The sequence below is a fragment of the Bradyrhizobium sp. AT1 genome, assembly GCF_001590795.1.
GTDB lineage: Bacteria > Pseudomonadota > Alphaproteobacteria > Rhizobiales > Xanthobacteraceae > Bradyrhizobium.
This window is the reverse complement of sequence record NZ_JXDL01000001.1, coordinates 7,419,313-7,432,206: the sequence shown is the minus strand read 5'-3', so window position 1 is coordinate 7,432,206 and position 12,894 is coordinate 7,419,313. Positions and strand designations below refer to the sequence as shown.

At 66.6% G+C, this 12,894-nt stretch carries 10 protein-coding genes and 1 pseudogene; 5 read left to right on the top strand and 6 right to left on the bottom strand.

Annotated features, from left to right (window positions below):
- Positions 1-2,434, top strand: a pseudogene (locus tag SE92_RS34215) (apolipoprotein A-IV repeat region-like domain-containing protein); the annotation flags it as partial.
- A gap of 223 nt (positions 2,435-2,657) precedes the next feature.
- On the opposite strand, the gene SE92_RS34210 reads toward SE92_RS34215, so the two are convergent.
- The 3 genes from SE92_RS34210 to SE92_RS34200 are packed head-to-tail and all read right to left on the bottom strand — an operon-like array spanning position 2,658 to position 5,465.
- Entirely contained in the window at positions 2,658-3,533 is an 876-nt protein-coding gene (locus SE92_RS34210) for an MlaD family protein (RefSeq protein ID WP_063203188.1), read from the bottom strand.
- A gap of 16 nt (positions 3,534-3,549) precedes the next feature.
- Positions 3,550-4,329: an ABC transporter ATP-binding protein gene (locus SE92_RS34205; RefSeq protein WP_063203186.1), complete on the bottom strand. Its 780-nt coding sequence runs from the start codon at positions 4,327-4,329 to the stop codon at positions 3,550-3,552.
- A gap of 2 nt (positions 4,330-4,331) precedes the next feature.
- Positions 4,332-5,465: an MlaE family ABC transporter permease gene (locus SE92_RS34200; protein WP_063203184.1), complete on the bottom strand. Its 1,134-nt coding sequence runs from the start codon at positions 5,463-5,465 to the stop codon at positions 4,332-4,334.
- 134 nt (positions 5,466-5,599) lie between these two features.
- Between SE92_RS34200 and dgcA the strand changes: the two genes are divergently transcribed.
- Complete coding sequence (dgcA, locus tag SE92_RS34195; RefSeq protein WP_063203183.1) at positions 5,600-6,595, top strand: N-acetyl-D-Glu racemase DgcA; 996 nt, start codon at positions 5,600-5,602, stop codon at positions 6,593-6,595.
- Here dgcA and SE92_RS34190 read toward each other — a convergent pair.
- On the bottom strand, positions 6,565-7,761 hold the full coding sequence (locus SE92_RS34190; RefSeq protein ID WP_063203181.1) for an MFS transporter: 1,197 nt from the start codon (positions 7,759-7,761) through the stop codon (positions 6,565-6,567). The genes dgcA and SE92_RS34190 overlap by 31 nt on opposite strands.
- 75 nt (positions 7,762-7,836) lie before the next feature.
- On the opposite strand from SE92_RS34190, the gene SE92_RS34185 reads away from it, so the two are divergent.
- Positions 7,837-9,285, top strand: a complete 1,449-nt coding sequence (locus tag SE92_RS34185; RefSeq protein WP_063203916.1) for a hypothetical protein — start codon at positions 7,837-7,839, stop codon at positions 9,283-9,285.
- A 271-nt stretch (positions 9,286-9,556) separates the two neighbouring features.
- Here SE92_RS34185 and SE92_RS34180 read toward each other — a convergent pair whose 3' ends face one another.
- Positions 9,557-9,916: a hypothetical protein gene (locus SE92_RS34180; protein ID WP_063203915.1), complete on the bottom strand. Its 360-nt coding sequence runs from the start codon at positions 9,914-9,916 to the stop codon at positions 9,557-9,559.
- A 149-nt stretch (positions 9,917-10,065) separates the two neighbouring features.
- Between SE92_RS34180 and SE92_RS34175 the strand changes: the two genes are divergently transcribed.
- Positions 10,066-10,449, top strand: coding sequence for a VOC family protein (locus SE92_RS34175; protein WP_063203180.1), 384 nt, complete (start codon positions 10,066-10,068; stop codon positions 10,447-10,449).
- Here SE92_RS34175 and SE92_RS34170 read toward each other — a convergent pair.
- The gene (locus SE92_RS34170) at positions 10,446-10,889 is read right to left on the bottom strand and encodes an RbsD/FucU family protein (protein WP_063203178.1); all 444 of its coding nucleotides are present in this window, start codon (positions 10,887-10,889) and stop codon (positions 10,446-10,448) included. The two genes, SE92_RS34175 and SE92_RS34170, sit on opposite strands and share 4 nt — an antisense overlap.
- Before the next feature lie 164 nt (positions 10,890-11,053).
- Here SE92_RS34170 and SE92_RS34165 point away from each other — a divergent pair, with 164 nt between their 5' ends.
- A complete protein-coding gene (locus SE92_RS34165; RefSeq protein ID WP_063203176.1) occupies positions 11,054-12,850 on the top strand; it encodes a caspase family protein in 1,797 nt (598 codons plus the stop codon).
- The last annotated feature ends 44 nt before the right edge of the window (positions 12,851-12,894 follow it).

Here is a 12,894-nt window from a genome sequence, read left to right as displayed (position 1 = left end):
CGGCCAGTCGACCGCCGAGACCATCACCACCAGCGCCCGCGACGCCCAGAGCACCCTGCTCACGGTCTCGGCCGAGCAGACCAGCCAGGTCCGTTCGCTCGCGGCCGAGATGCAGCGCGCGCTGGCAACCGCCGGCGGCGCCACCATCGAGGCGCTCACCAGCGGCGTCCGCGAGGCCCAGGGCTCGCTGATCTCCGCCTCGACCGACGCGGCAAGCCAGATCAAGTCGCTGACCACGGACATCGAGCGCACGCTGACCGCGGTCGGCGCCGACACCGCCTCGACCATCCTCAACAGCGCACGCGAAGCCCAGACCTCGCTGACCTCGACCTCGGCGGATGCCGCGAGCCAGATCCGCACGATCTCGACCGAGATCGAGCGCACGCTGAGCGCGGCCACCGCGAACGCGACCAACGACATCCAGACCAGCGCGCTCAACGCCCAGAACGCGCTGATCACGGCCTCCAACGAGGCAAGCTCGCGGGTCAAGTCGAGCTCGTCCGACGTCGAGCGTTCGGTGCTCGCCGCCAGCTCCAGCTTCGGCCAGGCCATGACCGGCAAGACCGACGAGATCGTCACCTATGTGCAGCAGCAGGCCGACCGTCTGTCAAACATGATCGACGCCAAGCGCGGTGCGCTGGTCGATGCGATCGGCTCGAAGACCAGCCAGCTCACGCTCGACATCGACCGCGTCACCTCGGACGCGCTGAAGTCGATCGAGACGCGCGGCCAGGCCTTCTCGCAGACCATGATGGGCAACGGCTCGGAAGTCGCGCGCACCATCAACGCGGCGAGCGAGATCGCCACCAGCGCGGTCGGCAAGTCGCTCAAGGACCTCGAGCAGGCCTCGCGTTCCGCGATCGACCAGTCGCGCCAGGTCTCGATCGCGGCCGTCACCGAGATGCAGGAGACCAGCAAGATCCTGCGCACCGACACGGTGGCGCTGTTCGAACGTCTGCGCGAAGGCAACATCCTGCTCCAGGAGGTGCTGACCGGTGCGCACGACAACCTCAACTCGCTCGAGCGGGCGCTGGTGACGCGCGTCGCCGACTTCGTCTCGGCGATGAACGACGTCACCTCGCGCAACGGCGCGGCGACGCAGAACCTGGAAGAGCAGCTCAACGTCTTCAACAGCAAGACCACCAAGGCGCTGAAGGATCTCGGCGAGCTGTCGACCCAGTTCGACGCGCACGGCAAGGCGCTGGTCGACGCCGCGCAGGTCGTCGAGCAGAGCAACAAGAACACCACCGCCTCGCTTGCCGAGCGCAAGCAGGCGCTGGAATCGCTCGTCACCACGATCGACCTGCGTACGGCCGATCTCGACCAGCGGCTGTCGCGCTTCACCGGCCTGCTCGACGAATCGCTGGCGGCCGCCGAAGAGCGCGCCCGCGACATCGCTCGCGTCGTCGCCGAGACCGCCGGCGCCGGCTCCGCCGCGATCACCCGCCAGTTCGAGGCGGTGCGCGTGGCGTCCGAAGAGGAGCACCGCCAGACCATCGAGGCGATGCACGACATCTACCGCCAGACCACGGACGAGGCGGATGCGATGTTCAAGCAGTCGACCGAGAAGTTCACCAACCTCGTCTCCAGCATGAAGCAGATGGCCTTCGAGATGCACAATGAGCTCGAAGCCACCCGCAACGAGCTGCGCCGCGGCGTGCTCGAGATGCCGCAGGAGGCCGCCGAGAGCACGGCGCAGATGCGCAAGGTGATCGTCGACCAGATCGAGGCGCTCGCCGAGCTCAACCGCATCGTGGCCCAGCACGGCCGCGGCCTCGACGTCACCACGACGGGCCGCGCCTCCGTCGCCGTCCAGCGCCAGGAAGAGCCGATCATGGCCGTTGCGGGCGCTCGCGCCGCCGAGACGCGCATGCGCGACACCGGCAGCGCCTCTACGCTGCCGCCGCCGGACCTCGGCATGCCGACCACGCGCCGCACCGAAGCGCCGCCGGTCGCGCCCGCGGGCAACGACCAGGGTCGTGACGGCTGGCTGTCGGACCTGCTCAACCGGACCGACGCCAATCAGGGCGCGCCGACCGGTCAGGCTTCCCGTGGCCGCTCCCCGGCGCAGCAGCCGCAGGCTCCGCAAGCCAGCAGCAATCCGCTGGAATCGCTGTCGCTCGACATCGGCCGGCTGATGGACCGCAACCTCGCGGCCGAGATGTGGGACCGCTACCAGCGCGGCGAGAACAAGGCCTTCACCAAGCGCCTCTACACGCCCGCCGGCCAGAAGGCCTTCGACGAGGTCGCCCGCAAGTACCGCGCCGACCGCAACTTCAAGGGCACGGTCGACCGCTACGTCGCCGAGTTCGAGCGCCTGCTCGACGAAGTCGCCCGCGACGGCCGCGGCCCGCAGGAGCTGCGCAGCCACCTGACCTCGGAGACGGGTCTGGTGTACACGCTGCTGGCGCATGCGGCGGGTCGGTTGGGGTAAGCGGCAAGCCAATCGCGAATGAGAAAACGGAGGCCTCGCGGCCTCCGTTTTTGTTTGGGTGCGTCATCCGCGCTCTCGTGCCCCGGACGCAGCGCAGCGCTTCTTCGGCGGTGCGCTGCAGAGCCGGGGCCCACCTCTCAACGTGTGCCGTGTTGCCTGCTGGGTCCCGGCTCTGCGCGGCAACGCTCGCGCGTTGCCGCTTGTCCGGGACACAAACTACCGCCTATTGCCGCCTCGGCGCAGGACCAGGCCCTGGCCTCGGCGGTTCGGGCGGCGGGGCGGCCGGCGCGCTGTTGCTGGCGCCGAACAGCACGCGGGTCGGGTTGCGATCGAAATTGTTCACGGCGCGGCTGATGTCGCCGAGGGTGCGGCGGCCGTCGGCCATCAGCGCGCCGGAGCGCTTGTCGAAATCGTCGGCGAGCTCGCGGATCGACTTCACCGCCTGGAACAGCTCGCCGCCGTCCTTGCCTCCGGCGAGCGTGTTGAGACCGAGCATGAGATTGTCGGCCTTCAGCATGACGCCGTCGACCTTGCCCATGATGACGTCGATCTTTTCGGAGTTGCGCGCCAGGGAGCTCGTGAAGGTCTCCAGGTTCTTCAGCGAGTTCTTCACCGATTCCTGATTGTCGGCGACGATCTTGTTGATGTTCTGCAGCGTGCCGCGGATCGCCTCGGTGACGTCCTGCAGCTTGTTGGGGTCGGCGGTCAGCGTCGGAATGCCGTCCTGGTCGAGCGGCGGCTGGGGCGCGGCCTCGTCGCCGCCCTTGAGCGAGATCGCGGCGACACCCGTGAGGCCCTGGAATTCAAGGCCGACCAGGGTGTCCTTGCGGATCGGAGCGTTGTTCTCGATCATGGCGAGTGCGACAACCCGCCGCGGGTTGTCCAGTTTCACCGAGACCACCTCGCCCACCCGGATACCGTTGAAATTGACACTGCCGCCATTGCGCAGACCCGCTGCCGGGCCCTCGAACACGACGCGCAAGGGGCTGCGCTGCTTGGTGGTGTGCAGCGACTGGAACCACAGCACGAAGCCGATCGCCGCGGCGATTACCGCCAGCGTGAACGATCCGATCAAGACGTAGTTCGCCCGCGTTTCCATCAGGTGCTCCGGCTACTCAACTCATCACCGCGCGGGCGCGTTTGCCATGGAAATATTGCCTCAACCAGGGATGCTGCGAGGCCTGCATGTCGGCGATCGACCCTGCCGCAATGATCTTACCGTTCCCTAAAACGGCGATGCGGTCGCATGCTGTGTAAAGGCTGTCGAGGTCGTGGGTTACCATGAAAACCGTCAGCCCCAAAGTGCGCTGGAGCGTCCGGACCAGCTCGTCGAAGTCGCCGGCGCCGATCGGGTCGAGGCCCGAGGTCGGCTCGTCCAGGAAGACGAGGTCCGGATCGAGCGACAGCGCGCGCGCCAGCGCCACGCGCTTGATCATGCCGCCCGAGAGTTCCGACGGAAAACGTTCGGCGACCTCCGGCTTGAGGCCGACCATGGCGAGCTTGGCCAAGGTGATCTCGTCCATCAGCCGCTGCGAGACGCGCAAATATTCGCGCATCGGAAACTGGATGTTCTGCCGCACCGTCAGCGAGGAGAACAACGCGCCCTGCTGGAACAGGACGCCCCAGCGCCGCTCGACATTGCGACGCTGCGAGGTATTGGAGGCATCCAGATCGACGCCGAACACTTCGATGGAGCCGGCGACCTTCGGCACGAGGCCGATGATGGTGCGCGTCAGCACCGACTTGCCTGCGCCCGAGGGGCCGACAAATCCCAGGATCTCGCCACGCTTGACGTCGAGGTCGAGGCCGTCGAGCACGCGCGTCGAGCCGAACTGCACGGTGACGTCGCGGACGCGGATGATGGGGTTTTGCATCTCGCCTTGAGCTTCTGCCATCGTCACATCCCGATCGAGGCGAAGAAGATGGCGAAGACGCCGTCCATGACGATGACGAAGAAGATGCCCTTCACCACCGAGGCGGTGGTGTGCTGGCCCAGCGATTCCGCGCTGCCCTGCACCGCAAGCCCTTCGACGCAGGCGACGATGCCGATCACGGCGGCCATGACCGGGGCCTTGACGATGCCGACGATGAAATGGTCGATCGAGATGGCGTCGCGCAGGCGCAGCAGGAAGGCCTCCGGTTCGACCCCGCCATAGAGCCATGCAACGAGACCGCCGCCATAGAGCGCGGCCATCGCACCGAGGAAAGCCAGGATTGGCAGCGCCAGCACCAGCGCCATCATGCGCGGCAGCACCAAAACCTCGATGGGGTCGAACCCCATGGTGCGCAGCGCGTCGATCTCCTCGCGCATCTTCATCGAGCCGAGCTCCGCGGTGTAGGCGCTGCCCGAGCGTCCCGCGACCATGATCGCGACCAGCAGCACGCCGATCTCGCGCAGCACCAGCACGCCGAGCATGTCGACCACGAAGATGTCGGCGCCGAATCTGCGGAAATGGAAGATGCCTTGCTGGGCGATGATGCAGCCGATCAGGAAGGTGATCAGCACGATGATCGGCACCGCGCGCCAGCAGACCTGCTCCATGTGATGCACGGTCGAGGTCAGGCGGAGCGAGCGAGGATGGATCAGAACGCGAAACCAGGCCGCGAGCACGGCACCGAGCATGTCGACCAGGCCCGCGATCGTCCCGCCGACGCCGGCCACGGCCCGGCCGATCTGCTCCAGCATGCCGGTGATGGTGATCGCGCTGGAGTCGACCACCGCGGTCGCCCTCACCCGCCGCACCTCGTCGACCAGGCTGGAATAATTGGCGGAGAGCCCCGCGATCTGCGCCTCGACGGGCCCCGTGGTCAGGTTGCGGCGCAGCCGCTCGATCAGCCAGGCGCCGAAGGTGTCGAGCTTGGCGACTTCGGAGACGTCGATGAAGATGCTCTGGGGGCCGCCGGCCAGCTTCTCGGCGTCAGCCACCATCCGTTCCAGGACCGGCGCGAAGCTCGCGGTCCAGGTCCCAGTGGCGCAAAGTGCCAGCGCGTTGCCTTTGGCAATCCGTTCCAGCTTCGGATCGCTGTTCAAGATGTCCGCTCCCGTACCGGGGCGGAGAAAATCAGAGAGTTGCGCACGCGCCCTTACCCAGAGAAGGTATCCCCAAGTGGTTAATGTTAGTTGCTAGAGGTAACTAGCAGGTTCAGATTTCGCCAGAGTTCAAAATGACTTCCATGAAATTTGCTTCCCTGGCGGCGCGAATCGAGCGCTTCCCGATCGCGGGCAGCTTTACCATCAGCCGGGGCGCCAAAACCGAGGCCGTGACCGTCGTGGCGGAGGTCAGCCGGGACGGGCTGACCGGCCGCGGCGAGTGCGTGCCCTATCCCCGCTATGGCGAGACCCCGGAGGCGACGCTCGCGGCGATCCAGGCCATGCAGAAGGCGGTCGCGGGCGGGCTGACGCGGCAGGCGCTCCAGGCCGCCATGGCGCCCGGTGCGGCCCGCAACGCGCTGGATTGCGCCCTGATCGACCTCGAGGCCAAGGCGGCGGGCGAACGGGCCTGGAACCTGCTCGAGCGCCCCGTGCCGGGCGAGCGCACCACGGCCTACACGATTTCGTTAGGCACCCCCGAGGCCATGGCCGCGGCGACCGCCAGGGCGGCGCACCGGCCGCTGCTCAAGATCAAGCTCGGCGGCGACGGCGATCCGCAGCGCATCGCCGCGGTGCGCAAGGCCGCGCCCGAGTCCGAACTGATCGTCGATGCCAACGAGGCCTGGACCGAGGCCAATCTGGAAGCCAACCTTGCCGCCTGCGCCGCCGTCGGTGTCACCCTGGTGGAGCAGCCGCTGCCGGCGGGCCAGGACGAGGCCCTGGCGCGGATCAGGCGGCCGCTCGCGGTCTGCGCCGACGAGAGCGTGCACGACCGCGCCTCGCTTGCTCCCTTGCGCGGCCGCTACGACGCCGTGAACATCAAGCTCGACAAGAGCGGCGGACTCACCGAGGCGCTCGCGATGGCGGACGCTGCGCAGGCGCTCGGCTTCGAGATCATGATCGGCTGCATGGTCGCGACATCGCTGTCGATGGCCCCGGCGATGCTGGTGACGCCACAAGCGCGCTTCGTCGATCTCGATGGCCCGCTGTTGCTGGCACGCGACCGCGACCACGGCCTGCGTTATGACGACAGCCTGATCTATCCGCCGGATGCCTCGCTCTGGGGCTGAGCCTTCAGCCGGTGCCGCGCCGACCAGATCAGAACTGCGCCGGCCGCGGCCATTGCGGCCATGAGGTAATACAGGCCCTCGCCGATGCGGGCGTAGATCGCGCCTGACGCGATCGAGGTCGCAGCACCCAAGAGGCCGTTGCAGGCGGCATAATAGCCCTGCCCGCGCGCGATCTGATGCGAGGGCACGCGCTGCACCAACAGGCTCATGGTGCCGAGGATGGTCATGCCGAAGCTGAAGCCGTGGCCGAGTTGGGCGATCGCGAGCAGCGCGAGCGGCGGCTCGCTGGCGGTGACGATCCAGCGCACAACGGCAATGATCCCCCCGATCGCCATCATCGTGGATGGATGCATCGAGAAGCGCGGCGACAGCGCGAACACGACGATCTCCGCGATCACGCCCAGCGTCCACAGCCCCGCGATCGTCAGCCCTCCGAGACCATGAAGCTGCCAGCTGATGGCGGAGAAGGCGTAGAAGGCGATGTGACTGCCCTGGATCAGCGCGGCCGCGGCGATCACGGCCCAGAAGCCGCCGTCACGCAGCAAGGCTTTGCCGGCATGCGTCTCGGCGGGCCGTCGCCTGACATCGTCGAGCGGCTGAAGCAACAGGCCGGCTGCGACCGCAACGACGGCCCATGCGACGATGACCCAGATCAGGTCGCGCTGCGCGATGCTGTCGACAAGATAGCCGCAGGCGAGCGAGCCGGCGGCGAAGGCCGCCGAGCCCCACAGCCGCAACGGTCCGTAATCGAGCCCGTAGCGGGCGACGCCGCGCAGCGCGTAGGCATCGGTCAACGGCATCGTCGGCGTCCACATCATGCAGGTCAACGCGTAGATCAGGAACAGCGCCAGAGGCTGCTGCTGCAGGCCGATCGCCGTAAAGCCGATCGCCGTCGCCAGTACCGACACCATCATGGCGGCGCGGATGGCCTGTCGCTTTTCAGCAAAGGCGGTCACTTGCGGCAACGTGGTGAAGCGCGTGATCGCCGGCAGCGCGGTGATGAGGCCGATCCAGGCCGCGTCGATGCCGATCGCCTTCAGCCAGAGCGGGAAGAACGGCATATGCGTGCCCGAGACCGCGAAGATAGCCGAGTAAAACAGGGCAAGGCGCACGGCGAATCGCCGCTTCACGGCGGCTTGCGTGGGGATTTGTGATTCGGGCGGCATCAAACCAATTGCGATTCGGACGATATCGTGGTGATCGTTACAGTAACGCGCACTGATTTGCGCGACGAGATCGCCATGGCCAACGAAGCATTCGCCCTCTCGCCTATGTCTGCCCGCGCGGCCGAGCCGAACGAGCAGGATTACGACGCGATCCGCGAAGCCTTCATGGAGACGGCGCGCGGCCGCTGGTTCCTGGGCGAATATGCCAAGCGCAACCGCAATGCCGACACCCGCATGGTGCTGGACGCGGTCGCGAAGATCGAAGAAACCCTTGCGGCGCAGCGACAACCCGTCGTCGAAGACCGCCTGCCCGAAGCGCTGGTCGAAATCCGCCGCGCGATCCGCGAAGCCGAGACCATCGCGCTTGCCGCGTTCGACCCCGCGGCGATCGAAGCGAGCCTCGCGCCGATCCCGCGCGGGGTGCGCATCATCAAGGAGATCTCCTGGCGCTGGCGCGAGATCGGCGCCGACGGGCGAATCTGCGACCTCATTGATTCGCAGCTCGCCTCGATCGAGGCCGCCTGCGGACAGGCCTCCACCATCGATCCCCGCGTCGAGCTCAAGATCGCCTTCGATCTGCTGAAGGATCGGGTCGAGCAGACCGACGGCGGCGCAACGCCGCAGGCAGCGTCTCCCGCGCCGGTGCAGGAAGCATCCGCCGCTGACACGCCGCCTGCCGAAACCGCGCCCGCCGCAATGGCCAGCGAAGCCCCCGTGGCTTTTACGGAGCCGCAGGACGTCGCGGCAGTTCCCGAGCCGGACGCCACCATGCCAGAGGCTGTCGCCGAGGCGTCCATTACTGCCGAGCAGGCACGCGACGAGCAAGCGTTGGATACGACCGCCGCGGCGGAGATCGCGGACGAAAGCCCGATCGCCGTCGAAAGCGAGATGGCTGTTCAAGATATCGCGCGCGATCAGGTCGCGCCGGAGCATGCCGCGCCTGAGCATGTCCTGCGTGAAGACGTCTCGTTTGAGCCGCCCGCCGCCTGCGATGCGACAGATGCCTTCGCGCTGGACGCTGCCGCGCAAGCCGAGGACGACGCCCTGCTCGAGGCCATCGCGCTGGAGATGGCCGCACCCGATCCGGAATTCGACGAGATCATTGCAGAAGCCGAGCTTCAGGCGACCGTTCCGGAGCCGATGACCGCGGAAGCTGCAGCGCCGCTCGCTGCGGAGCTGCTCGCATCTCAGCCAGTCGTCGCCCCCGTCGTGGAAGAGCCCGCCGCGGACGCGCCGATCGCGATGGACTCGCTCGCGCGCCTCACCGACACTATTGCGGAAGCCGCCGCCGAAGTGATGGAGCAGCAGGCCCCGGCCATGGCGGCAACGGCGACATTCGCCGCAGCCCCAACCGCGACGCTGCCGCCGATGCCCTCGCCACTGGCCTCATCCATGACCGAGGCCTCGCTCGGCGCGACCATCCTCGCCAGCGGCATTCTGCAGAAGCCCCGCGCGCCCGCCAACGACCCCCTCGCGCCGATCCGCCGCATGACCCAGGCCGAAAAGATCGCGTTCTTCTCGTAAGGTCGCCGCGTACTTCGTGTCCCGGACAAGCGAAGCGCAGATCCGGGACCCAGAAGCCACGAGTTCTGCTGCAACATGGGCCCCGGACGCAGCGCACCGCTGAAGAAGCGCTGCGCTGCGTCCGGGGCACGAGAGCGAGTATTGATACGCGCTCTTTCGGCATCGTCCTTGCGAGCGCAGCGAAGCAATCCAGAATCCCTCCGCGGAAAGACTCTGGATCGCTTCGCTGCGCTCGCAATGACGTGCTGAGACAGCGCGCGTTTTTACTTGATCACCCGCAATTCCACACCGCGCCGATCGGCGTGCGCGTCCAGCACGGGCCGAAGCTGCCGCCGTTGTAGCGGCCGCCGTTGAAGCCGGGGCGGCCAAAATAGTGCCACTCGCCGTCCCAGCGGTAATATTGCGGGACCGGATCGATGTACCAATGGCGGCGGTCGGCGCGCGACATTCGGCGCATCGCGTCCTTCTGCTTGTAGAGCGGAATGCTGTTGCTCAAGGGCTGGCGATAGCCCGGCAGGAAGCCGTAACCTTGCCAGGCCTGCTTTGGGCGCTTTTGAGTTGACGCAGCGGACGCGACGACCGGCAGCAGCGACAGGATGATGGCAACAGATAGACACATAAGGCGGGACATGGCGCGAACATAGACAGTCGTTGGCGCGAAGACCATTCAAATTCGAGTGCGGGACGTTTCGCCGCTTCTGCCAATCAAGCGCTGCGGATAGACTTGCAACGCGCAGCGCAAACGCTGTGCGGACGGCTTGAATGTACCGGAGTGACCGAATGCCTGAGAGCCCGCACGTCGGCGCTTTTGCGATCCTTCCCAGCAACGATCTTCCCGCCGCGATTCCCTTCTGGGAACGTCTCGGCTTCGCGCGCACAGGCGGCGATGAAGGTTACGTCATCATGCGAGGCTGGGGTAGCGAGGTGCATCTCACGCAGGCCGGCGATGGCCCATGGCGCGTGCCCGAGCATAATCCCTTCGGCGTGTTCATTCGCACGCCCGAGGTGGAGGCCATTGCCGCGCGCGTGGACGATCTCATCATCAGGCCCGGCGGCGTGCTGCGTCACCGCGAATGGGGCATGTATGAAGTCGGTATCAACGGCCCCGACGGCCTCCTCGTCCGCATCGGCTGGCCCTCGGAGCTGATGCACCAAGCCGGCTAGCTGATCACGCCCTTTCGGATCAGGAAGCAGCCATAGCCCCTGCTGTCGCCAACCTGCACGACGCCGAAACCCGCCGCCGCCGCGCGATAAAAATCCGAACGTGAGAGCTTGCCGGGACTGACCGCGCGGCCGGCGGCGCGCGCGATCTCGGCCAGCACCGCATGCTGCACTTCGGGCACGCGATCGGGATCGTCGACCGGCATCATCACGCGCACGGGATCGGGATCGAAATCGTCGAGCGGATAGACCGACATGATGGCACGGACCGCCGTCTCCATCGTCATGCCCGGCAACTGGATCAGGCGCTGCGACGATGTCGAGCGGGCGATGTGCGTGGCCGGGTGGTTGGCATCGACGACCACGAGGTCGTCGCCGTGGCCCATGGAGGCCAGCAGCCAGAGCAGGTCAGGCGTCAGGATCGGATCGATCGATTTCAGCATGTGATGGCGGTTCCTCTCAGCGTTCGTTCACCATAGCAGGTTCCGAGCGTGATTCAGATCACGCTGCCTACCATGGTGAGAGGGATCACGGACCTCAGCCTCGAACGCGGCCAGGCTCCCCCGCAACCAATCTCGTATCGAGATCAGTGCCAAAGGAGCACGCCATGTTCCGCCTCAAGCCTCTGCTGATGACTGCCAGCCTGGTGGGAAGCCTGTTCGGCTTCGCCTGCGGGCCCGTTTCCGCGCAAGTCGCCCCGGTCGAGCCGGCCCCCACCGTGCTGCAGGGCCCGGAGCAGCGGGTGGCGCTGGTGATCGGCAATTCGAACTACCAGAACGCGCCGCAGCTCGCCAATCCCGACAACGACGCGCAATCGATGGCGCAGTTCCTGAACTCCGCCGGCTTCGAGGTCGTCGCCGCCACCGACCTGACCCAGAACGACATGCTGCGCGTGGTGCAGGACTTTTCCGCAAAAGTCGCTTCGCGCGGCCCCAATACCGTGGCGATGGTCTATTACGCCGGCCACGGCGTGCAGCTCGCCGGCGAGAACTATCTCGTTCCGGTCGATGCGAAGGTTGCGAGCCCCACCGAACTCGTCAACAATTCGGTGCGGCTCGTCGACGTGATGTCGACGCTGGAGACGATCCCGAGCCGCATGCGCATCGTCATCCTCGATGCCTGCCGCAACAATCCGTTCCCTGATGTCAACGACGCCGGCCGCGGCCTTGCCATCGTCGATGCGCCGAACGGCTCGATCGTGGGTTACTCGACCGCGCCCGGCACTGAGGCGCTCGACGGCACCGGCGGCCACAGCCCGTATACGCAAGCCTTCCTGAACGCCGCGCGCGAGCCCAACGTTCCGATCGAGCAGCTGTTCAAGCGCGTGCGCCTGCAGGTGAACCAGACCACCAGCGGCGCTCAGATTCCGTGGGAGAGCTCCTCGCTCACGAGCGACTTCACCTTCTTCGGCGACACCGCGGTCGCCGCGAACCGCGCGCCGGTCAAAGCGCCCATCGTGCAGATGGCCTCCAACTTGCCCAGCCGCTCGACGCGCCAGGCGTATGACTACGTCGTGTCCGAGGGCCGGCCGGAATACTATCAGGAGTTCATCCAGATGTATCCGCACGACCCGCTGTGCGACCACGTCCGCTGGCTGCTCAACAACATCCTGCTCTCGCAGGCCTGGCACAAGGCGGTACTCGTGAACTCGCCGGTCGCCTACAAGACCTTCTATGACAGCTACGGCAACAGCCCCTATGCGCAGATCGCGCTGAAGCTGCAGGCGCAGCCGAAGCAGATCCCCCTGATGCAGGCGACCAAGTTCCTGGCGCCGCAGAACATTGCCCCGACCTTCAAGATCGGCAATCTCGGCCAGCCCAAATACATGCCGCTGCAGCAGGGCAACAATGGTGGCCAGATCAACGGCAATCTGCCGGTCGTGCAGAAGCTGGGCGACAACAACGTGATCGGCAAGCCCGGCAATGGCGGCCAGATCGTCAATCTGCCGGCGGGCAACAACAACCAGCAGAACGGCACGCCGTCGCAGACCCCGGGCAAGATCGTGACCCTGCCCGCGCCGGCCAACACCACCAACGCCAATGGCGGAAGCGGCAAGATCGTGACCCTGCCTGCGACCAACAGCAAGCCGGATGGCGGCAATGGCAACGGCAACCCGGGCAAGATCGTGAGCATGCCGGTGAATGTCGGCAAGGGCGGCACGAAAGTCGACGTGAGGCCGGTGGTCCAGACTCAGAACAACCCGATCCGCGTCAACAACGGTGTGAAGATCAACAACAACCCGGTGAACAAGGTGCAGGTGCAGAACAACGTGCAGAACAAGCGCCCGCAGCTCAACACGATGCCGGCCCGCACGGTCAACAGCGGCAACAACTTCCGGCAGTCGATGAACCAGGCGCCGAGCATGAGCGGCGGCGGCAACAACCATCGCGGCTTCATGCACTGATCGCGGGGAGAAGACGGTGCGCTCCCTCCCCCGCTTGCGGGGGA

Coding starts and splice junctions, on each gene's coding strand:
- SE92_RS34210 (WP_063203188.1), bottom strand. CDS start 3,533: ATGGAAACGCGGGCGAACTACGTCTTGATCGGATCGTTCACGCTGGCG.
- SE92_RS34205 (WP_063203186.1), bottom strand. CDS start 4,329: ATGGCAGAAGCTCAAGGCGAGATGCAAAACCCCATCATCCGCGTCCGC.
- dgcA (WP_063203183.1), top strand. CDS start 5,600: ATGACTTCCATGAAATTTGCTTCCCTGGCGGCGCGAATCGAGCGCTTC.
- SE92_RS34190 (WP_063203181.1), bottom strand. CDS start 7,761: ATGCCGCCCGAATCACAAATCCCCACGCAAGCCGCCGTGAAGCGGCGA.
- SE92_RS34185 (WP_063203916.1), top strand. CDS start 7,837: ATGGCCAACGAAGCATTCGCCCTCTCGCCTATGTCTGCCCGCGCGGCC.
- SE92_RS34180 (WP_063203915.1), bottom strand. CDS start 9,916: ATGTCCCGCCTTATGTGTCTATCTGTTGCCATCATCCTGTCGCTGCTG.
- SE92_RS34175 (WP_063203180.1), top strand. CDS start 10,066: ATGCCTGAGAGCCCGCACGTCGGCGCTTTTGCGATCCTTCCCAGCAAC.
- SE92_RS34170 (WP_063203178.1), bottom strand. CDS start 10,889: ATGCTGAAATCGATCGATCCGATCCTGACGCCTGACCTGCTCTGGCTG.
- SE92_RS34165 (WP_063203176.1), top strand. CDS start 11,054: ATGTTCCGCCTCAAGCCTCTGCTGATGACTGCCAGCCTGGTGGGAAGC.